Consider the following 20,638-nt stretch of genomic DNA (forward strand, 5'->3'; position numbering starts at 1 on the left):
CCCCCCCCCCCGCCCCCCCCCCCCCCCCCCCCCGCCCCCCCCCCCGCCCCCCCCCCCCCCCCCGCCCGCCCCCCCCCCCCCCCCCCCCCCCCCCCCCCCATGCCTCGCCAGGCTCGCCGGCCAGCGCCTGGCTCACCAGCACCGCACCGCGCTCGACATCGCTGCGCCGGCCCGCCAACGGGTCGGCCGGCCACACCGCTTCGACGACTTTGTCGCGCAGCGGGTTTCGTTCGCCGTCGGCGGGTTCCGGCACCCAGTGCTCCACGGTTCCGCAGGGGTCGCCGGCCGCGGCCGCACCGTCGATGACGTCCTTGATCTCCACCAGGAAATCCGACGGGCCACGGGGTTTGATCCCGGTGGCGCCCCAGTGGTGTCCGGATACCAGCAGGGTGTCCTCGGCGCGGGTGATGGCGACATATAGCAATCGGCGCTCCTCGTCGATGCGCCGCTGGTCGAGCTGGCGCCGATGCTCGGAGATCTTGTCCGACAGTTGTTTTCGGTTGGTGACGTCCGAGGTGTCCAGCACCGGGATGCCGAGGGCGCCCGCGGCGGCGCGGTCGCCCCGGAGCAGTGGCGGCAGCTCCGCGGCGTCGGTGAGCCAGCTGCTCCTCGACGCGGTCGACGGAAAAATCCCGCCCGACAGGTGCGCGACCGCCACCACCTGCCATTCCAGCCCCTTCGCGGAGTGCACGGTGAGCACTTGGACGCGATCGCGCGCGACCGCCAACGGGGCTGGCGCCAAACCGTTCTCGACCGACTCGGCGACATCCAGAAATGCCAGCAGACCGGCCACTGAGGTGGCCGCCGATGCGTCGACCGGCGTGGCCACGCCGTCGGCGCGTTCGGCGTAACCGGAGACGACGTCGGCGAACGCGTCCAGGTGCTCGGTGCCCGCCCAGCCCGCCGCTACCCCCGCCGCGGCCCGGGCTTCGCAGTCGACGCCCAGCACGCGTCGCACCTCGGCCACCAGATCTGGAAGGGAATGGCCGAGGCGGGCGCGCAGCGCGCTCAGTTCGGCGGCCAGCGCGGTGATGCGCTGATATCCCGCCGCCGAATACGAGCCGGCCGGACCCGGATCGGCGATCGCGTCGGCCAGGCACACGGTGTCGGCATCGACGTGGGACGGGTCGGCGGCGCGCGCGATCGACACGGCAGAGGGCGGCGCGCCGGCCGCCACGGTCCCGCCGAGCGCACGCGCACGCTGCCAGAGCGCGGCAACGTCGCGGGCGCCGAGGCGCCAGCGTGCTCCGGTGAGCACCCGCATCGCCGCCGCGCCGGCCGTCGGTTCCGCGACCAGCCGCAGCATGGCCACGACCTCGGCGACCTCGGGGACCGACAGCAGCCCGGCCAGCCCGACGACCTCGACCGGGATTCCGCGGGCGCGCAGCGCGTCGGCGATGGGCGCGGCGTCGGCGTTGCGTCGCACCAGCACCGCGGCGGTCGGCGGGTTGACGCCGTCCGCCCGGGCCTGTCGGTAGTGGGTGTCGAGGTGCTCGGCGATCCACTCACGTTCGGCCACCACGTCGGGCAGCAACGCGCAGCGGACGGTGCCGGGCGGGGCGTCCGGGCGCGGGCGCAGCGCGTGCACGGCCACCGATCGCCGTCGCGCCTCGGCGGATACGGCGTTGGCGACCCGCAGAGTCCGCGGCGGATTGCGCCAGCTGGTCCGCAATTCCAGGACCGGGGCGGGGCTGCCGTCGGAGTACGGAAAGTCGGTGGTGAAGCGGGGCAGGTTGGTCGCCGAGGCCCCCCGCCAGCCATAGATGGACTGGATGGGGTCGCCGACGGCCGTGAGCGCCAGCCCGTCGTCGACCCCACCGCCGAACAGGGCTGACAGCGCGATGCGCTGGGCGTGGCCGGTGTCCTGATACTCGTCGAGCAGCACCACCCGGTAGCGGCCGCGCAGATCCTCGCCGACCTGCGGGAAGGTCGCCGCCAGCCGCGCCGCGGACGCCATCTGCATGCCGAAATCCATCACGTCCGCGGTGTGCATGCGTTCGTTGAGGGCATCCAGCAACGACACCAGCTGCGCACGCTCGGTCTGGGTGCCCAGCAGCCGCAGCAGCCATTGGCTGGGGCCGCGCTCCCGCTGATACGGGCCCGCGGGCAGGGTATGGACGAGCCGCTCAAGCTCCACATGGGTATCGCGCAGCTGGCCGGTGTCGACGAGGTGTTCGGCCAGCTGTCCCCACAGCCGCAGCACCATCGAGGTGACGGCGGCCGGGGTCTTGTCGGTGTGCAGCTCACCGCGGTACCCGTTCACCACGTCGAAAGCCAGCTGCCACAACTCGGTTTCGCTGAGCAACCGGGTGTCGGGCTCCACGGGCAGCAACAGCCCGTAGTCACGCAGCAGCGAGCCCGCGAAAGCGTGGTAGGTGCTGACCACCGGGGCGCCCTCGGGCTCGACGGTCGCATTGCCGACCGGGCTCGTCCCACCCAGGCCGGTGCCGGCCAACCGGGCCAGCCGGGACCGGACGCGGCGCAGCAGCTGGCCGGCGGCCTTGCGGGTGAACGTCAATCCCAGCACCTGGGAGGGTTCGGCGTAGCCGTTGGCGATCAGCCACACCACCCGTGCGGCCATGGTCTCGGTCTTACCGGCTCCCGCGCCCGCGATCACGACCAGCGGCCCTGGCGGCGCGGCGATGACCGCGGACTGCTCCTCGGTCGGCGGGAAAAGACCTAGCGCGCAAGCCAATTCGTTCGGGGTGTAGCGTGCGCTCATCGGTCCGCCCCACCCGTGTGCGCGGGACAGCACGGCCGTATAGGGCAATGCGTGCAACCGTCGTTGCGCCGCGCGATGAACTGCGGGCCGGCCGTCGCGGCCGCTGCTCGCCGGATGGTCTCGCGCCACTCCTGGCCGGCGGCCGCCGTCTGCGGATCCTGTTCCCGTTCGACTACTCCCGCGGCTCCGGCCTTGCCGACGTAAACCAGGCGCGCCCCACCGGGTTCCACATTGTCGCCTTCGGAGGACACCAGCCCTTCGGCCACCGCCAGCTGATACATCGCCAGCTGGGCGTGTTGTTGGGCGTCGTCCTTGCTGACGGGGGACTTGCCGGTTTTGACGTCGACGATCACCAGTCGACCGGCGGCGTCGCGCTCCAGCCGGTCGACCCGGCCGCGCAACCGAACCTGTCCCCCGCCCTCGGTTTGCAGCGTTCCGTCGATCTCGACCTCGACGCCGACCTCGGTCAGCGCGCCCCGGGTCTGGGTGCGCCACTCGATGAAAGCCTCGAGCATCGCGCGGTGACGGGCCAGCTCGTTATCCGAATGCCATTGCGCCGCAAAGGGCAGGTGCCGCCAGGCGCGCTCCAGCTCGGCCAGCAGTTCCGCGTCGCTTCTGCGCGGTTCGGCGATCAGCGCGTGCACCACCGAACCAATGGTGGAGCGCAGATCGCGGGGGTTGGTGCCGCCGTGGCGTTCGGCGAGCCAGCGCAGCGGGCAGTCGGCCAGCGTCTGCATGGTCGAGGGGGTCAGCGTGACGACGTCGTCGGCATCCCGCAGCGGCTCGCCGGTGCTCACCGGGGTGAGGCCGTGCCAACCGGCCGGATCGGCGCCGGGCACCCCGGCTTTGGCGAGCCGGGCCAATTGGGTTGCCGCGCAATCGCGGTCGAGCTCGTCCACCGCGCCATCGGGTGCGCACACCACGCCGCGCAGCCTACCCACCAGTGCGGCCGCCGACAGCACTCGTGGCGCCGAAAGAGGCTGTGGCGCGCCATGTTCGACGTCCTCGTCGGCCCACTGTGCAATTTCGAAAAAGAACGGCGACGGTAGCGCGGCCGCGTGATCCGCGCCGCCGGCGTCGCTGTCCACGGCCGTCACCAGTAACCTCCGGCGGGCGCGGCCCATCGCCGCCACCAGCAACCTGCGCTCTTCGGCCACCAGTGGCGCCCGCATGGAGGCGTCTGCGGCGACCCCGTCCAGCTCGTCGAGCAGCCGCTGGGTGTTCAGCACACCACCACGCGGAACGGTGTTGGGCCACAACCCATCCTGCAGTCCGGCGATGACCACGAAATCCCATTCATGTTCCAGCGCGGCGTGCGCGCTGAGCACCCTGACCTGTTCAGCCGTGGCCGCCGGCTCGGAGTTGACGCCCGGCAGCTGTAGCGCGGCGACGTGCTCGATCAGCCCGCGCAACGACGCGCCCGAGGTTCGTGACACGTACTCATCGGTGATGTCGAACAGCGCGGTCACCGACCCGAGGTCCCGGGTGGCCTGCGCGGCGGCGGGGCCCCCGCGCTCGCTGACCGACAGCCAGCGACGCTGCAGCCCGGACTGGTGCCAGGCGGCCCACAGCGTGTAGCGCGGGTCTTGACCCGCGCGGTGACAGCGCGCGGCGGCGTCCAGCACGGCGCGGACCTTGCGCAGCGAACGGAATTGCGGACCCGGCGGCGGTGCGGCGCCGGACAGCGCCTCCACCAACAGCTCGGCGAAATCCCCCGGTGGGCGATCGGGGTTGGCGCGCTGCAGCGTTCGCCGCAGCTGCCGCAGCGAGACCGGGTCGACGCGACCGATGGGACCGGTCAGCAACGCCAGCGCCTGCTGTCCGTCCAGCCCGTCGGCGGCCAGCAGCACCGTCAGTAGCGCGCGCACCGCCGGCTCCTCGGCCACCGGGCCGGCCGCGGCCGGCGCGGCCACCGGGACCCCGGCGGCCGCCAACGCGCGCGGCAACCGCGCGCCGGCCCGCGGCACCGAGCGGACGACGACCGCCATCTGCGACCACGGCACGCCGTCGACCAGGTGTGCGCGGCGCAGCGCGTCGGCGATCGTCGCCACCTCGGCGTGCGCCGAGGCGGCCAGGCGCACCGTGACCGACCCGTCCCCCGCGCCGGCGCCGTCGATCCGGCGGCCGGGACTGGCGCCGGGCAACCGGCCGGCGATGCCGCTGACGGCGCGGGCCACGGCGGGCGCGCAGCGGTGCGACGTCGTCAACGTCACCGCCGGGGCCCCGCCGTCGAGCAGACCGGCGGGTTCGCCGCCCCGAAAGCCGAACACCGCCTGATTGGGATCCCCGGCGATCAGCGCCAGGTCGGCGCCCGCCGCGAGCACGCGAACCAGGCGGGCCGCCTGCGGGTCGAGCTGTTGGGCGTCGTCGACCAGCAGGACCCGGATCCGGCCGCGTTCGGCCGCCAGCAGCTCAGGATCGACGGCGAACGCCTCCAGCGCGGCGCCCACCAATTCGGCCGCGCCCAGCGCGGGCGTCGTCGCCTCGGGCGCGGCCGTGCCGACCGCCGCGCGCAGCAGCATCACCTGTTCGTACTGGCGCGCGAATTGGCCGGCGGCGGTCCATTCCGGCCGGCGGCAACGACGGCCCAGCCGCTCCAGTTCCTGGGGATCGACACCGCGTTCGGCGCAACGGGCCAACAGGTTTCGCAGTTCGTTGCCGAACCCCGCGGTGCTCAGGGCCGGCCGTAGCTGCGCCGGCCATGCCGTCGCCGCGCGCGGGCCGTCGTCGAGGTCTCCGGCCAGGAGTTCGCGGATGATGGCGTCCTGTTCGGCGCTGGTCACCAGCCGCGGGGGCGCCTCGCCGGCGCGCTCGGCGGCGCGCCGCAAGACCGCGTAGGCGTACCCGTGCACGGTGCGCACCAGCGGCTCGCGCACGGCGACCCGGCCCGCACCGGTGGAGCGCGCGCGCAGCAACGCCGTCGTCAACGCGCTGCGCTGGGCCATCCCGAGCCGACCGGAACCGGTAAGCAGCAGAACGGATCCCGGCTCCATGCCGGCGTCGATCTGGGCGACCGCGGCGTCGATCAGCAGGCTGCTCTTACCGGTGCCGGGCCCACCGAGCACGCGAACGACCCCGCGCGGCCCGGGCGCCAGCAGAGCGCTCGCGTCGGCGTCCCAGGTGTATGCCATGGCTGCATGCAATCACCAGGGTGTGACAAGTGGGCCCGGCCTGCACCGACGCCGGCCCTTACCCTGGAGGCCGGAGCAGGGCGAAGAATGGTCTCGACGAGCAGAAGGAGGGTTGAAGACCATGACGGACAACCGACACGGCTTTCCCACCGACGAGGCACCCGAAGGCGACGCGGTGGAGCAACTGCTGCCCGCCGATTCCAACGACGAGGCCGGCCTGGACACCGATTACGTGAGCGCCCGGGATCGCGAGGCCGACGAAGCCGACGTGATCGAGCAGGCCTACGTCGTCGCCGCGGAGGACGATCGGGACGACGACCGCTGAGCCGGACCGCCCGCGACCCGCGCCAGCGGCGGCTGGCACCATCGACGCGTGACCGCTGAGTTATACGTACACCGCTACGGTCCGTCCGGTCCGGTGCGGATCCTGGCGCTGCACGGGCTGACCGGCCACGGGCAGCGCTGGCAGCAGTTGTCTGGCTTGCTGCCCGAAATCGGCCTGGCCGCACCGGATCTGCTTGGCCACGGCCGGTCGTCGTGGGCGGCGCCGTGGAGCATCGACGCCAACGTCACGGCGCTGGCCGCCCTGCTCGACGGGCAGTCCGACACGCCGGTGGTGGTGGTTGGCCACTCGTTCGGCGCGGGCCTGGCCATGCATCTGGCCGCAGCCCGCCCGAGCCAGGTGGCGGGGCTGTTGCTGCTGGATCCGGCGATCGGATTGGACGGCGCATGGATGCGTGACATCGCCGAGGCGATGTTGTCCTCCCCCGACTATCCGGACGCCGAAGAAGCGCGCGCGGAAAAGGTGCACGGCTCGTGGTCGGATGTCGAGCCCGCACTGCTCGACGCCGAGCTCGACGAGCATCTGATCGCGCTGCCCAATGGCCGCTACGGCTGGCGCATCAGCCTGCCGGCGATGATGTCGTACTGGAGCGAGCTCGCCCGCGACGCCGTGCTGCCCCCGGCGCAGACGCCGACGATCCTGGTGCGCGCCAAGCGGACATCGCCGCCCTACGTCACCGACGAACTCGTCGCGGGCCTTCAGCAGCGGCTGGTATCGCATTTCCGGCTGCTGGATTTCGACTGCAACCACATGGTGCCCTACGCCAAGCCCGACGACGTCGCGACGTTGGCGCGCGAGCTACTGGAAGCCCGCTGACCGTGGCACCGGTGACCGACGATCAGGTGGAGCGGGTGCGCGCCCTGGTCGCCGCCATTCCGTCCGGCAGGGTAGCCACGTACGGCGATATCGCCTCTGTCGCAGGGCTTTCCAGCCCGCGGATCGTCGGCTGGATCATGCGGACCGACTCCTCGGACCTGCCGTGGCACCGGGTGATCACCGCCTCCGGGCGCCCCGCGCGACATCTGACCAGCCGCCAGCTGGAGCTGCTGCGCGCCGAAGGTGTGCTTGCCCATGACGGCAGGATCGCGTTGCGCGAGGTGCGCTTCGAATTCCCGGCCGGGGACTAGTGGCGATCGCCAGCGCGGCGAAGCCGGGCGCAGCGGGTCGCCACGCGATTGGACTGTGGCGATCGCCAGCGCGGCGAAGCCGGGCGCAGCGGGTCGCCACGCGATTGGACTGTGGCGATCGCCAGCGCGGCGAAGCCGGGCGCAGCGGGTCGCCACGCGATTGGACTGTGGCGATCGCCAGCGCGGCGAAGCCGGGCGCAGCGGGTCGCCACGCGATTGGACTGTGGCGATCGCCAGCGCGGCGAAGCCGGGCGCAGCGGGTCGCCACGCGATTGGACTGTGGCGATCGCCAGCGCGGCGAAGCCGGGCGCAGCGGGTCGCCACGCGATTGGCCTAGTGGCGATCGCCAGCGCGGCGAAGCCGGGCGCAGCGGGTCGCCACGCGATTGGACTAGAGCACCAACCGGACCAGCGCCGCGGTGCGGGCCAGGCCGGGGAACGCCTCAGCGGTGGACCGCGGGTGCAAAGCGTGGACCGCAAGTCGAAACATCAACGCCCGCAACAACATCTGCGGCCATTCCGGCAGCGCGCTCCAGCGTTCGATGAGTCCGTCGTCGGCCTCGCCCCAGGAGAGCGCGTCGATGACCACCACGCCCGCCGCCCACGATGCGGGCCGCCAGTAGGGGGTGATGTCGGTGATGCCCGGCGCCGCGGTGCCCACGAAAAGCACTGTGCCGTAAAGATCCCCGTGCACCAGCTGGTTGGGGCTTTTGGTCGGCTTGCGCAACGTGGCGAGCTGGTTGAGCAACTCCACCGATCGCTCGGCGTCGGCGCTCGCAGGGGCCGCCCGCGCACCGGGCGGCACCGAGGACAGCGGACGTTCCTCCCACGCCGCACGGTCGGCGGCGATGAAAATATCGACGTCCCCCCAGGGCGCCGTGGGGCCCTGGGTCAGAAAGCGGGGGCGTTCGAGTTTGCCCGTCGCCTCGTGCAGGCGCACCGCCGCCGAGACGACCTCGTCGTGGCGGGGTTCCGGCGTCCCGGCGACGAAGGTGTCCGCCCGCCACCCGGACACCACGTATCGCCCGTCGGTGGAACGGACCGGACGGGCCAGCCGAACGCCGTCGACGAACAACGTTTCGCGAACCCGCGCGGACCACGCCGCGCGCGCGTTGTCGGCCACCAGCGACAAGACGACTTCGCCACACCGCCAGCCGCCCTCCCAGCTGGCACCCAGATAGACGGGTTTGACGCCGGCCAAACCAAACGCCGAGAGCACATGTTCCGGCGGTGGCTCGACTGTCACACCGGTACTCTAAACGAGTCCAACAGCGGCGACCGCAAGCTCGGCAAAGCCGGGCGCGGCGGGTCGCCGCCAGACCAATTCAGCGGCGACCGCAAGCTCGGCAACGCCGGGCGCGGCGGGTAGCCGCATGAGTCCAACAGTCGTATCGGGTCAGTACAGGATCATGTCGGGCTGCATCTGCTGCGCCCAGGCCACGATTCCGCCTTCCAGATGCACCGCGTCGGCAAATCCGGCCTTCTTCAGCACCGCCAGCACCTGTGCTGAGCGCACCCCCGTTTTGCAATACAGCACCGGCATGCGATCTCGCGGCAGCTTTGCCAGACCCTCCCCGGAGTTGATCGATGACTGCGGGATCAGCTGCGCCCCGTCGATGTGCACGATGTCGAACTCCACGGGCTCGCGGACGTCGATCAGGGCGAGCTCCCTGCCGGAATCCAGCAGCTCGCGCAACTCCAGTGGGCTGATGGCCGAGGCATCGCCGGCCGGGGGCTCCGGCGCCACGCCACACAACTGCTCGTAGTCGACGAGCTCGGTGATCGTCGGCCTCGACGCGTCGGACGGATCCCGGCGAATCGCGATGGTGCGGTAGGTCATCTGGAGCGCGTCGTAGATCATCAACCGGCCCAACAGCGATTCGCCGATGCCCGTGATGAGTTTGATCACTTCGGTGCTCATCACCGAGGCGACGGAGGCGCAGACGATCCCCAGCACGCCACCCTCGGCGCACGACGGGACGGTGCCGGGCGGCGGCGGCTCCGGGTAGAGATCGCGGTAGTTGAGGCCGCGTCCGTCCGGCGCGTCCTCCCAACACACCGAGATCTGGCCCTCGAATTGGTAAATCGACCCCCACACGTATGGCTTTTTCGCCAGCACCGCCGCGTCGTTGATCAGATACCGGGTGGCGAAGTTGTCGGTGCCGTCCACGATCAGGTCGTAGGAGCCGAACAATTCGACGGCGTTGGTGGAGTCCAGGCGCACCTCATGCAGGCGCAGGTCGACCAATGGGTTGATCGTGGCCATCGACTCTCGCGCCGAGACGGCCTTGGGCCGCCCGACGTCGGCGACGCCGTGAATGATCTGACGGTGCAGGTTCGATTCCTCGACCACGTCGAATTCGACGATGCCGATCGTGCCCACGCCGGCGGCGGCCAGGTAGAGCAACGTCGGCGCCCCCAGGCCACCGGCGCCGATCACCAGCACCCGGGCGTTCTTGAGCCGCTTCTGCCCGTCGACCCCCAGGCCGGGAATGATCAGTTGACGGCTGTAGCGGGCCACCTCGTCACCGGTCAGGTGGTCTGCGGGCGCCACCAGAGGCGGCAACGACGACACGGAAAACATCTCCTCGGTTCGGCTTCTCACACCATCACAGCAGCCCGCGGGGACGACGGCAACGAGACGCTGCACGCACGGGATCCGGGCTAGGCCCGAGTGCCCGGCTCCTCCTCGCGCCGCTGCGTGGCGCGCACGAGATCCGGGCTAGGCGATCGGGTATGGCCAGGGGTTGAAGCGGCAGGTCTTCCCGTCTGCCTTGACGACGTCGGGGTCGAATTGCGCGGCGTCATTGTTCGACGTCGAGAAGGTCTGCTGCATCATCACCGGCGCCAGGGCGCCCTGCTGTTCGCAGTCCTCGTGGTGCAGGTATCCGATGGCGTGGCCCACCTCGTGGTTGATCACGTACTGCCGGTAGGAACCGATGTCCCCTTCGAACGGCACGGCGCCGCGCACCCAGCGCGCCTCGTTGATGAAGACCCGCGCCTCGCGGTTGGCGCCGAATACCGGGTTGTAACAGGACGTCTCCAGCCGGAATTCGTAGCCGCACCCCTCCCGAACGGTCACCGGCGACACCAGCGAGATCCGAAAGTCGGGTTTGCCGTTATCGATCCGGACGAACGCGAACTGCGGATTGTGTGTCCAGCCCTTCGGATTGGCCAGCGTCTGGTCGACCATCTGCGCGAATGCTTCGTCGCCGCCGAACATCGTCGGGTCGATGCCGTTCTCCACCTCGACGGTGTACCGGAACACCTTGGCGGTGCCCTGACCGATCTGCGGCGTCATGCCAGGCACCACGTGCCACGTCTTGTCGCCCGCTTCGGTGAAGGGGCCGCCGTCCGGCAACGTCCCGGCCGGCAGGTTGGCGTCGAACGCGGCGAGCCCGCGCGGCGGAGCGTCAATGATCGTGGTGCCCACCGCGCCGATCGCGGGCGGGATCTCGATGGGCTGACTGGCCGTCGGCTTCTGTGCCCCGGCGCCGGTCACCGTCTGATACATGACCACGGCGGTGAGCACCACCAGGACGGGCAGGGCGTACGCGCGCCAGCCGTAGGTGGAGACGAACCGCCCCAGCCACGTTTGTTTGCGCCACCGTCGCTGCCGCTCACGGTCGGCCCGCGCCCGTCCGGCTTCCGGGGCGGCCAGGGGGTCACGCAGCGCCCGCAGCGGTTCGCGCCACTCGTCGCGGAGCACCGGCACGCGACCGGTGCCGCGCGGGGGCCGCTGCGACGTCATTTTCCCAGGATTACACAGCGGACCACCCGCGCCGTCCGTGGCGCGCCCGAATCCCCCGCCCGACACCGCTTCTGCCAGCGGCGACGACGGCAAGGGCGGGAGATCCAACCCCCCGGGTAGTAAGGTCTTTTCAACGAGCTGCGAGCGGCTGGCCCCGGTGAACCGACGGTCGGCCGTCGACAATCAGATGAGGACTCGATGAGCGAACTCGCCAAGATGCCGGCCCGGCGTGCCGTCAGATCGGCTGACCGCGGGCGGCCGGCGGACGGCGCCCCGGCGTCCAACCGGCGGGGCAACCGCTTACCCCGCGATGAACGCCGCGGCCAGTTGCTCATCGTCGCCAGCGACGTCTTCGTCGACCGCGGCTACCACGCGGCCGGCATGGACGAGATCGCCGATCGGGCCGGAGTTAGCAAACCCGTTCTGTATCAACACTTTACGAGCAAGCTCGAGCTGTACCTCGCGGTGCTGGCGCGGCACGTGGAAAACCTGGTCTCGGGCGTTCAGCAAGCGTTGAGCGCCACCAAGGACAACCGCCGGCGGTTGCACGCCGCGGTGCAAGCGTTTTTCGATTTCATCGAGCACGACAGCCAGGGGTACCGGCTGATCTTCGAGAACGATTACGTCACCGAACCCGAGGTGGCCGCGCAGGTGCGCGTCGCCACCGAATCCTGCATCGACGCGGTATTCGCGTTGATCAGCGAGGATTCCGGGCTGGACCCGCATCGCGCGCGGATGATTGCCGTCGGGCTGGTCGGCATCAGCGTCGACTGCGCCAGGTACTGGCTCGACTCCGACCGTCCGATTTCCAAGGCGGACGCCGTCGAGGGCACCGTCCAGTTCGCCTGGGGCGGACTGTCACACGTGCCGCTGACTCGCTCTTAATTGCCCTTACCGGCGTGTTTCCCGGCTTCGGCGCTGATCCCGAAGCCGACTCGGCGCGCGTCGGCGACGCCGATCTCGACGTAGGCGATCTTGGTGGTGTGGATCAGGAAGCGACGGCCCCGCTCGTCGCTCAGGCGCAGCAGCCCCGACCCTTCGCTGAGCGCGGCGCTGACCAGTTCTTCGACTTCGGCGGGTGTCTGGTCGCTGGCAAGGACCAGCTCGCGCGGACTATCCGTGATCCCGATCTTGACCTCCACGGTCACCCCTTCCGTAGGTATTGAAGCCGTGCGCGGGCAGTAAAGTCCCAGCCCTGTCAGCAGCAGGCTAGTGGACGGGGCCGACCCCCACCTCGTCGCGTCCCACACTTCGCGATCAGCGAAACTTCGGTCGCGCGCCGATAACGATTCGCTTGCAGGTTGTCTCACACACCCGCGCGATACCCGATCTGTGCTTTCACATGGCTAACTTCGGCCCCATGGGTACCACATCGCCGCACCTCGACGACCGCATCCGGAGCTATCCGGACGACGACGCTGACGACTGCGACACCGACCCCTACCTGCACGCCGACTACAACTGGACGGGCTGGCCGAGCGACTCGCGCTGGCGACCGGCCAGCGCGATTCTCGGCGCGGTGGTGGCCATCGGCGCCATCGCCACCGCCGTCATCATCAACAGCGGTGACAGCGCGTCAACCAAGGCCACGCTGGGGGCGCCGGCTCCTCCGGTGACCTCGGCTCCCGCGACCACCAAGGCATCGACCCCGCCCAGCCCTTCCCGGGTGGCCCAGTTGCCGCCCGAGACCGTGACGACGGTCACCACGCCGAGCGCCGCGCCCAGGACCCCAGCGGCCCAAACGCCCACCGCCACACCACCTCTCGCGGCCGCCCCCCCGACGGCCGCGCTCAACCCGCGCACCGTCGTCTACAGCGTGAGCGGGTCGAAGCAGTTGCTGGACCTGGTGAACGTCGTCTACACCGACGCGCGGGGCGTTCCGCAGAGCGAGTTCAACGTGTCGCTGCCGTGGTCGAAGGTGGTGGTCCTCAATCCCGGCGTGCAGAACCAATCCGTGGTCGCGACCAGCTTCTACGGCCAGCTCAGTTGCTCGGTCTTCAACGCCGCCGGTCAGCGGATCATGGCGTCGGCCGCTCCGTCGAACATGGCGACCTGCTCACGCTGAGGCCTACGCCGTCAGCTCAGGCCCAGTTCGCGCATGCGCCGGTCGTGCGTCTGCTGCAACCGATCGAAGAACGCGCTGAGCTGACCCAGTCCGCCGGCGCCCGACATCACCAGGTCGACGAGCTCGTCGTGGTCGGCCAGCAGGTATTGGGCCTGAGTGATCGCCTCGCCGAACAGGCGGCGTGACCACAGCGCCAGCCGGCTGCGCTGTTTGCCGCTGGACGTGACGGCGGCGCGCACCTCGGCGACGACGAACTGCGAGTGCGCGGTCTCGGCCAGCGCCGCCCGCACCACATCGGCAACCTCGTCGGGCAGCCCGTCGGCGATCTCCAGGTACAGATCGGCGGCCAGGGCGTCGCCGACATACGTCTTCACCAAGGCTTCCAGCCACGTACTCGGCATCGTCAGCCGGTGGTAGTTCTCCAGCGCCGACACGTACTTCGACATCGCCGGCACCACGTCGACGCCACGACTTTCCAGGGCGTCGCGCAGCTGCTCGTAGTGCTGCATCTCGGCGGCGGCCATGCTCGCCATCGAAATCCGCCCGCGCAGGTCAGGGGCCATGCGCGCCTCGTCGGTGAGGCGGTAGAACGCGGCGATCTCGCCGTAGGCCAAGACCGCGAACAACTCGTTGACGCCGGGGTGATCGGCCGACAGTCGTGGGGCAGCCGAATCGTCCACTTGGTCGGTGGAAGAGGGCTGGTAAGAGGGCCGGGTCATGGCCAACACTGTAGTCGGCGAAGTCGGCGCAAAATGGGGCCCAGCGCGCGACCAGCTATCATGTAGGTAGATGGCGGCTGTATTTGTGCCAAAGTTCTCCCCCGCCGCTATCGGCGAAATGTGCGTGCACAGCAGGCCCGCCCGGGCTGGGACCCCCCAGACTGAGCTGGAGCCCGCGACTCGGCGACGTAATCGGAGTCGGAACTCGTGCGCGCGTGACCGCGACAGAGAAACACCGACACAACCCGATACGTTCCCGAGAGGCTACCTACCCACGCATGACCACACTGACAAGCACAACTGAACTGACCTTTGCTCAACTCGGCGTCCGCGACGAAATCGTGCGCGCGCTCGCCGAAAAGGGGATCGAAAGCCCTTTTGCCATCCAGGAACTGACCCTGCCGATGGCGCTCGCCGGCGACGATCTGATCGGCCAGGCCCGCACCGGCATGGGCAAGACCCTCGCTTTCGGAGTGCCGCTGCTGCAGCGCATCACCGCCGGCACCGCCGCGCGGCCCCTCAACGGCACGCCGCGGGCGCTGATCGTGGTGCCAACCCGCGAGCTGTGCCTGCAGGTCACCGATGACCTGGCGCAGGCGGCCAAGCACCTGACCGCCGACGAGGGCCGGCGGCTCTCGGTGGTCCCCATCTACGGCGGCCGCCCCTACGAGACGCAGATCGAGGCCCTGCGCGCCGGCGCCGACGTCGTGGTGGGCACCCCGGGCCGGCTGCTCGACCTGAGCCAGCAGGGCCACCTGCAGCTCGGTGGGCTCTCGGTGCTGGTGCTCGATGAGGCCGACGAGATGCTCGACCTGGGCTTTTTGCCCGACATCGAGCGCATCCTGCGCCAAATTCCCGTCGACCGGCAGTCGATGCTGTTCTCGGCGACCATGCCGGACCCGATCATCACGCTGGCCCGCACGTTCATGAACCAGCCCACCCACATCAGGGCCGAAGCGCCGCACTCGGCGGCCACCCACGACACCACCGTCCAGTACGCCTACCGGGCCCACGCCTTGGACAAGGTGGAGCTGGTGAGCCGGGTGCTGCAGGCCGAGGGCCGCGGCGCCACGATGATCTTCACCCGCACCAAGCGCACCGCACAGAAGGTCGCCGACGAACTGGCCGAACGCGGTTTCGCGGTGGGTGCCGTCCACGGGGACCTCGGACAGGTGGCACGCGAGAAGGCGCTCAAGGCTTTTCGCACCGGCGAGATCGACGTGCTCGTCGCCACCGACGTGGCCGCCCGCGGCATCGACATCGACGACATCACCCACGTCATCAACTACCAGATCCCCGAGGACGAACAGGCCTACGTGCACCGGATCGGCCGTACCGGTCGCGCCGGCAAGACCGGTATCGCCGTCACCCTGGTGGATTGGGACGAGCTGCCCCGCTGGGCGATGATCGACAAGGCGCTGGGGCTGGACTGCCCCGACCCCGTCGAGACCTACTCCAATTCGCCGCACCTGCACGACGAGCTGGGCATCCCCGCCGAGGCCGCGGGCGCGGTGGGTGCCGCCCGCAAGCCGCAAGGCGCGCGCCGCAACAGCGAACGCGCCGCCCAGAAGCCGGGCCAGCAATCGGACAAGACCGCGCGCCGGTCCGGGACGCGGCGGCGCACCCGCGGCGGCCAGCCCGTCAGCGGGCACCCGTCGGGCAACGGCGCCGCGAGCAGCAACGGTGAGGCGGCCGCGGAAACGCCGGCCGGCTCAGCCCCGGGAAACACCGGGTCCAGCCGTCGCCGCCGTCGGCGTCGCAAGCCGGCGGAAGCCACGGCGGCCACCCCCACCGCGCAAAGCAACTGACGCCCCGCACCCACCCATGGTCAGACCCGAGCGCCGGACCAAGGGCGACATCGCGGCGGCCGCGAGCATCGCGGTCGTCGTCGCATTGGCCGCGGCCCTGATCTGGTGGACCAGCGACGCGCGGGCAACCAGCAGCCGGCCGGCCGCCGTTCCGGCACCCAACCCGAGCCCCGCCAAGCAGGTGCCGGCCGGCCTGAAACAACTGTGGACCGCCGCCAGTCCGGCCACCACCGAGCCGGTGGTGGTGGGCGGGGTGGTCGTCACCGGTGCGGGCGTCCGGATCGACGGGCGCGATGCCGGCACGGGCCAGTCCCGCTGGAGCTACGCACGCGACACCGCCCTGTGCGGAGTCTCTTGGCTGTACCGGTACGCCGTCGGGGTTTATCGGGACGACCGCGGCTGCGGGCAGGTGAGCACCCTGGACGGCGCGACCGGTCACCGCGGTCCCGCCCGCAGCGGCTACGCCGACCCGCGGGTGCGCCTGTCCTCCGATGGCATGACGGTGTTGTCGGTCGGTGAGACCCACCTGGAGCTGTGGCGCTCCGACATGGTCCGGATGGTGGCCTACGGGGAGACCGACGCTCGGGTGAAACCGTCGGCGCGGGGGCTGCACTCCGGCTGCAAGCTGATCTCGGCGGCGGCCAGTTCGTCGGCGGTCTCGGTGCTGGAGAGCTGTGCGAATCAGGCCGACCTGCGGCTGGTGCTGCTCCGGCCCGGCAAGGACGACGACGAACCCCAGCAACACATCGTGGCCGAGCCGGGCGTCGCGCCGGATTCGGGCGCCCGGGTGCTGGCCGTCCGGGACAACACCACCGCGGTGTACGTCCCGGCGCCGCGGCCCCGGGTCGACGTGATCGACGAAACCGGCGCCACCGTGGCGAGCACCCTGCTACCCAAGCCGCCGTCGCGCTCGGCGGCGATCTCCCACGCCGGCAGCCTGATGACCTGGTGGACCGGCGATTCGCTGATGGTGTTCGACGTGAACACCCTTGCGCTGCGCTACACCATCGCCGCGGGTGACAAGGCGGCGCCGTTGGGGCCGGGCGTGATGATGGCGGGCCGGCTGTTGGTGCCCGTCACTGGCGCGATCGGCGTCTACGACCCGGTCAGCGGCGCCAGCGAGCGCTACATTCCGGTCGACCGGGCAGCGACCCCCCCGCCGCCCGGGGCGGCGGTGATCCCGGCGGTGTCGGGGTCTCGGGTGTTCGAGCAGCGCGGAAACACCGTGGTCGCCCTGGGCTGAGCGCTTGAAGCGACGGCCGTCGCCCGTCGAGTGTGAATCGTTGGCTTTCGGTGTGAATCTGCGGTGGCGACACGCCGATTGCGCGCGCCGCCACCGCACACTCAAAGCCGTCAGTTCCCACTCAAGCTTGCGGCGCCGGCGCACGGCGGGCAGGCGACCGCCGCTAGACCTCGACCGCGAAGGTCGGCAGCGGCTTGCCGCTCTTCCAGTGCTTGAGCAATGCCGCCGCCAGCTCGCCGTAGGCCGCCGCGCCCTTGTTCTTGCGGCCCGCCATCACCGACGAACCCGAGGCGCTGGCCTCGGCGAAACGCACCGTGCGCGGAATCGGCGGCGCCAGCACGGGCAAGCTGTAGCGGTCGGCGACGTCGAGCAGCACGTCGCGGGTGTGGGTGGTGCGCGAGTCGTACAGCGTCGGCAAAGCGCCGAGCAGGCGCAACTCCGGGTTGGTGATCTGCTGGACATCGGCGACGGTGCGCAGGAACTGACCGACACCGCGATGCGCGAGTGTCTCGCACTGTAGCGGCACGATGACCTCGTCGGCGGCCGTCAGCCCGTTGAGGGTCAACACACCCAGCGACGGCGGGCAGTCGATGATCACCACATCGAACCGGTCGGCGAGTTTGGCCAGCGCGCGCTTGAGCGCGTATTCGCGGCCGGCCCGCATCAGCAGCATCGCTTCGGCGCCCGCGAGGTCAATGTTGGCCGGCAGCAGCGTCATTCCCTCGGCCGTCTCGACCAGCGCGGCGTTGGGTTCGATCTCGCCGAGCAGCACCTCGTGCACGGATGCCGGGAGTTTGTCGGGGTCTTGGCCCAGCGAGAAGGTCAGGCAGCCCTGCGGGTCGAGGTCGACCAGCAGTACCCGCTTCTTCTCCTCGACCATGGCCGCCCCCAACGAGGCAACCGTCGTCGTCTTGGCGACGCCACCTTTCTGGTTGGCCACCGCCAATACCCGGGTCCTACTCACTAGCCGCCCGCCCCTCCGCATCGCCGTGCGTTCACAGTGCCATCCTGGCATGTTCGTCGGCCATGCGCTTGGGCCCAGCAGGCTCAGCATGTCGTCCGGCAGAATCATTCGGTATGGGCTTGCACAATCACCGTTTGGTGCTGCTGCGCCACGGCGAAACCGAGTGGTCGAAATCGGGCCAGCACACCGGCCGCACCGAGGTCGAGCTGACCGACGCCGGGCGGGAACAGGCCCGGCTGGCCGGCCAGGTGCTCGGTGAACTCAAACTTGTTGACCCGCTGGTGATCAGCAGCCCGCGCCGACGCTCGCTGGTCACCGCGGAGCTGGCCGGGCTGTCCATCGACGAGGTCACCGAACAGCTCGCGGAGTGGGACTACGGCTCCTACGAGGGCCTGACCACCGCGCAGATCCAGGAGTCGGTGCCCGATTGGCTGGTGTGGACGCACGGCTGTCCGGGCGGTGAGAGCGTCACGCAGGTCAGCGAGCGCGCCGACGCGGCGGTCGCGACGGCGCTACAGCAGATGCCGTCGCGCGATGTGGTCTTCGTCAGCCACGGCCACTTCTCCCGCGCGGTGATCGCCCGCTGGGTCGAACTGCCGCTCGCCGAGGGCAGCCGCTTCGGCATGATCACCGCGTCGATCGCGGTGGGCGGGTTCGAGCACGGGGTGCGACAGCTGCAAGCGCTCGGGTTGACCGGTCAGTGAACGGCGAAGACGACGATGCGCGCCGCGCAGCGGCGCGTGAAGGAGTCGAGCAGCTAAACCACGAACCGCCGTTCGCGCTGTGCGGGCCGACCCAAACCCTGGTCGCCGACGGGGTAGTGCGGTGCTATGGCGACGTGGGCGCGGCGCAGGCGGCGTTGCGGTCGAGCGAGGCATCGATTGTGTTGGGCGCGTTGCCTTTTGATGTCAATAGCCCGGCCGCGCTGCTGACGCCGCACGCCGTGAACATCACCGATGGGCTGCCGGACTGGCCGACCGGCGCGCTGCCGACGGTGCGGGTTGCTGCGGCCATCCCACCGCCGCACGACTACCGCGACCGGATCCGCCTGGCCCGCGATCAGCTTGCCGCCGCCGACAACCCGCTGCACAAGGTGGTGCTGGCCCGCGCCTTGCAGCTGACGGCCGATGCCCCGATGGATGCGCGCGCGGTCCTGCGCCGACTCGTGGCCGCGGACCCGGCGGCCTACGGCTACCTTGTCGATCTGAGCTCCGCCGGGGACGACTACGCGGGCGTGGCGCTGGTGGGTGCCAGCCCCGAGCTCCTGGTTGCGCGCCACGGCGACCGTGTCGAATGTCGGCCGTATGCCGGGTCTGCCCCGCGCGCCGCCGACCCCGACGTCGACGCCGCCAACGGCGCCGCCCTGGCCTCCTCGGCCAAGGACCGTCACGAGCATCAGCTGGTTATCGAGACCATCAGGACGGCCTTGGAAGCGCTGTGCGACGGCCTGTCGATCGCCCCCGAGCCGCAGCTGAGCCGCACCGCGGCAGTCTGGCACCTGTGCACGCCGATCAGCGGACGCCTACGTGAGCCATCCACGACCGCAATAGATTTGGCGTTGGCGCTGCACCCCACCCCGGCGGTCGGCGGGGTTCCGACCAAGGCCGCGGTCCAGCTCATCGCCGAGCTGGAAGGCGACCGCGGGTTCTACGCGGGGGCGGTGGGTTGGTGCGACGCCCGCGGCGACGGCCGCTGGGTGGTGTCGCTGCGCTGCGCGCAGCTGTCGGCGGACCGGCGCAGCGCGCTGGCGCGGGCCGGCGGCGGTATCGTCGCCGAATCCGACCCCGATGCCGAAGTCGCCGAAACCACAACGAAATTCGCCACCATACTCAATGCGCTGGAAGTTCAACGATGACCACAGACATCCGTCGCACCGCGCCCCGCGACGTCGCCGCTATCACCGAGATGATCCACGCGCTGGCCGAATTCGAGCACGCCGCAGATCAGTGCACCGTTACCGAAACACAAATCACCGCAGCGCTTTTCGGCGATCACCCGACGGTGTACGGGCACGTGGCGGAGGTGGACGGCGAGGTCGCTGCGATGGCGTTGTGGTTCCTGAACTTCTCCACCTGGGACGGCGTGGCGGGCATCTATCTGGAAGACCTGTTCGTGCGCCCGGGATTTCGCCGACGCGGGCTGGCCCGGGCGCTGCTGGCGGCGCTGGCCGGCGAATGCCTGCAGCGCGGCTACACGCGGTTGTCCTGGGCGGTGCTGAACTGGAACACCGACGCCATCACGCTCTACGACGGGATCGGCGGGGAGCCACAGAACGAATGGACCACCTACCGGCTGTCGGGACCGCGGTTGGCGGGGCTGGCGGAGTCGCCCTGACCGCCGGCGGCCCAGCGCACCGCGGCGGGGCTGAACAGCAACCCCAACACGATAAGCGCGACGACGCCGGCCGGAATCCCGAAGCCGGGCTGATGTGATCCGACGGCGAGGTACCACGCCACCGGCAGCAACAGCAGCTGGGTGATCACGGCCAGCCCGCGACCCCAGCGCTTGCCGAGAATCAGCGCGCGCCCGGCGGCGATCACCCCGGCGCCGACGAGGACGAACCAGCCCGCGGTGGCCAAACCGTTGGCCATGTGCTGGTCCGCCCCGGCGATCCCGCGGACCACCAAGACCGCCGCCACGATCAGCGCGACGACCCCCTGCGCCGCGACGATGACGCCGGCGCGGCGAACGGTGGTGGGGGCGGCTGGCGGCGTCACAGCGCCAGCGTAGTCAGGGCGGCCGCTGTTTCCCGGCGGTTCCCCCACA

Annotated in this window: 19 protein-coding genes; 10 read left to right on the forward strand and 9 right to left on the reverse strand. The window is 70.6% G+C overall.

Annotated elements, in window-relative coordinates; all coding sequences use genetic code 11:
- Together A5775_RS11880 and A5775_RS11885 are read right to left on the reverse strand one after the other, a co-directional pair.
- Nucleotides 1-2,722 (reverse strand): ATP-dependent helicase (locus A5775_RS11880; protein ID WP_231995162.1); only part of this gene is annotated, 2,722 nt, incomplete at its 3' end.
- Nucleotides 2,719-5,853, reverse strand: coding sequence for an ATP-dependent DNA helicase (locus A5775_RS11885; RefSeq protein WP_067252194.1), 3,135 nt, complete (start codon nt 5,851-5,853; stop codon nt 2,719-2,721). The genes A5775_RS11880 and A5775_RS11885, both read right to left, overlap by 4 nt.
- Before the next feature lie 121 nt (nt 5,854-5,974).
- On the opposite strand from A5775_RS11885, the gene A5775_RS11890 reads away from it, so the two are divergent.
- From A5775_RS11890 to A5775_RS11900, 3 genes are read left to right on the forward strand one after another with little or no spacing between them, the layout of a single operon-like run.
- Complete coding sequence (locus A5775_RS11890) at nt 5,975-6,178, forward strand: hypothetical protein (protein ID WP_067252197.1); 204 nt, start codon at nt 5,975-5,977, stop codon at nt 6,176-6,178.
- Nucleotides 6,179-6,226: 48 nt separating this feature from the next.
- Nucleotides 6,227-7,012 (forward strand): alpha/beta fold hydrolase, encoded by a 786-nt coding sequence (locus A5775_RS11895; RefSeq protein ID WP_067252199.1) that lies wholly within the window; start codon nt 6,227-6,229, stop codon nt 7,010-7,012.
- Between the two features lie 2 nt (nt 7,013-7,014).
- Complete coding sequence (locus A5775_RS11900; protein WP_067252202.1) at nt 7,015-7,323, forward strand: MGMT family protein; 309 nt, start codon at nt 7,015-7,017, stop codon at nt 7,321-7,323.
- Between the two features lie 390 nt (nt 7,324-7,713).
- Here A5775_RS11900 and A5775_RS11905 read toward each other — a convergent pair whose 3' ends face one another.
- From A5775_RS11905 to A5775_RS11915, 3 genes are all read right to left on the reverse strand, one after another.
- A complete protein-coding gene (locus A5775_RS11905; RefSeq protein WP_067252204.1) occupies nt 7,714-8,568 on the reverse strand; it encodes a TIGR02569 family protein in 855 nt (284 codons plus the stop codon).
- A gap of 150 nt (nt 8,569-8,718) precedes the next feature.
- Complete coding sequence (gene moeZ, locus A5775_RS11910) at nt 8,719-9,906, reverse strand: adenylyltransferase/sulfurtransferase MoeZ (protein WP_067252207.1); 1,188 nt, start codon at nt 9,904-9,906, stop codon at nt 8,719-8,721.
- A gap of 138 nt (nt 9,907-10,044) precedes the next feature.
- Nucleotides 10,045-11,073, reverse strand: coding sequence for a DUF3152 domain-containing protein (locus A5775_RS11915; protein ID WP_231995163.1), 1,029 nt, complete (start codon nt 11,071-11,073; stop codon nt 10,045-10,047).
- Nucleotides 11,074-11,271: 198 nt separating this feature from the next.
- Here A5775_RS11915 and A5775_RS11920 point away from each other — a divergent pair, with 198 nt between their 5' ends.
- Entirely contained in the window at nt 11,272-11,958 is a 687-nt protein-coding gene (locus A5775_RS11920) for a TetR/AcrR family transcriptional regulator (protein ID WP_067252209.1), read from the forward strand.
- Here A5775_RS11920 and A5775_RS11925 read toward each other — a convergent pair.
- Entirely contained in the window at nt 11,955-12,215 is a 261-nt protein-coding gene (locus A5775_RS11925) for a DUF3107 domain-containing protein (RefSeq protein WP_067252259.1), read from the reverse strand. The genes A5775_RS11920 and A5775_RS11925 overlap by 4 nt on opposite strands.
- A gap of 218 nt (nt 12,216-12,433) precedes the next feature.
- Between A5775_RS11925 and A5775_RS11930 the strand changes: the two genes are divergently transcribed.
- Entirely contained in the window at nt 12,434-13,138 is a 705-nt protein-coding gene (locus A5775_RS11930) for an MmpS family transport accessory protein (RefSeq protein ID WP_067252211.1), read from the forward strand.
- Between the two features lie 11 nt (nt 13,139-13,149).
- Here the strand turns inward: A5775_RS11930 and A5775_RS11935 are convergent, their stop codons facing one another.
- Nucleotides 13,150-13,857 (reverse strand): ferritin-like fold-containing protein, encoded by a 708-nt coding sequence (locus tag A5775_RS11935; RefSeq protein ID WP_067252213.1) that lies wholly within the window; start codon nt 13,855-13,857, stop codon nt 13,150-13,152.
- Nucleotides 13,858-14,135: 278 nt separating this feature from the next.
- Between A5775_RS11935 and A5775_RS11940 the strand changes: the two genes are divergently transcribed.
- Both A5775_RS11940 and A5775_RS11945 read left to right on the forward strand, forming a co-directional pair.
- A complete protein-coding gene (locus A5775_RS11940; protein WP_067252217.1) occupies nt 14,136-15,665 on the forward strand; it encodes a DEAD/DEAH box helicase in 1,530 nt (509 codons plus the stop codon).
- A gap of 16 nt (nt 15,666-15,681) precedes the next feature.
- Nucleotides 15,682-16,908 carry a hypothetical protein gene (locus tag A5775_RS11945; protein ID WP_067252220.1) on the forward strand — a complete coding sequence of 409 codons (1,227 nt, stop codon included), beginning with the start codon at nt 15,682-15,684 and terminating at the stop codon, nt 16,906-16,908.
- Between the two features lie 163 nt (nt 16,909-17,071).
- Here the strand turns inward: A5775_RS11945 and A5775_RS11950 are convergent, their stop codons facing one another.
- Entirely contained in the window at nt 17,072-17,872 is an 801-nt protein-coding gene (locus tag A5775_RS11950; protein WP_156660671.1) for a ParA family protein, read from the reverse strand.
- A gap of 113 nt (nt 17,873-17,985) precedes the next feature.
- Here A5775_RS11950 and A5775_RS11955 point away from each other — a divergent pair, with 113 nt between their 5' ends.
- Genes A5775_RS11955 through A5775_RS11965 form a run of 3 tightly spaced genes read left to right on the forward strand, consistent with a single transcriptional unit; the run spans nt 17,986 to nt 20,206 of the window.
- On the forward strand, nt 17,986-18,576 hold the full coding sequence (locus tag A5775_RS11955) for an acid phosphatase (RefSeq protein WP_067252223.1): 591 nt from the start codon (nt 17,986-17,988) through the stop codon (nt 18,574-18,576).
- Nucleotides 18,573-19,727 (forward strand): isochorismate synthase MenF, encoded by a 1,155-nt coding sequence (locus A5775_RS11960; protein ID WP_067252225.1) that lies wholly within the window; start codon nt 18,573-18,575, stop codon nt 19,725-19,727. Before A5775_RS11955 ends, A5775_RS11960 begins: the two co-directional genes overlap by 4 nt.
- Nucleotides 19,724-20,206, forward strand: a complete 483-nt coding sequence (locus A5775_RS11965; RefSeq protein ID WP_067252226.1) for a GNAT family N-acetyltransferase — start codon at nt 19,724-19,726, stop codon at nt 20,204-20,206. The genes A5775_RS11960 and A5775_RS11965 overlap by 4 nt, the downstream gene beginning before the upstream one ends.
- Here A5775_RS11965 and A5775_RS11970 read toward each other — a convergent pair.
- On the reverse strand, nt 20,158-20,589 hold the full coding sequence (locus A5775_RS11970) for a hypothetical protein (RefSeq protein ID WP_067252228.1): 432 nt from the start codon (nt 20,587-20,589) through the stop codon (nt 20,158-20,160). The genes A5775_RS11965 and A5775_RS11970 overlap by 49 nt on opposite strands.
- Nucleotides 20,590-20,638 lie beyond the last annotated feature (49 nt).

It is taken from the genome of Mycobacterium sp. 852002-10029_SCH5224772 (assembly GCF_001667315.1).
Classification (GTDB): domain Bacteria; phylum Actinomycetota; class Actinomycetes; order Mycobacteriales; family Mycobacteriaceae; genus Mycobacterium.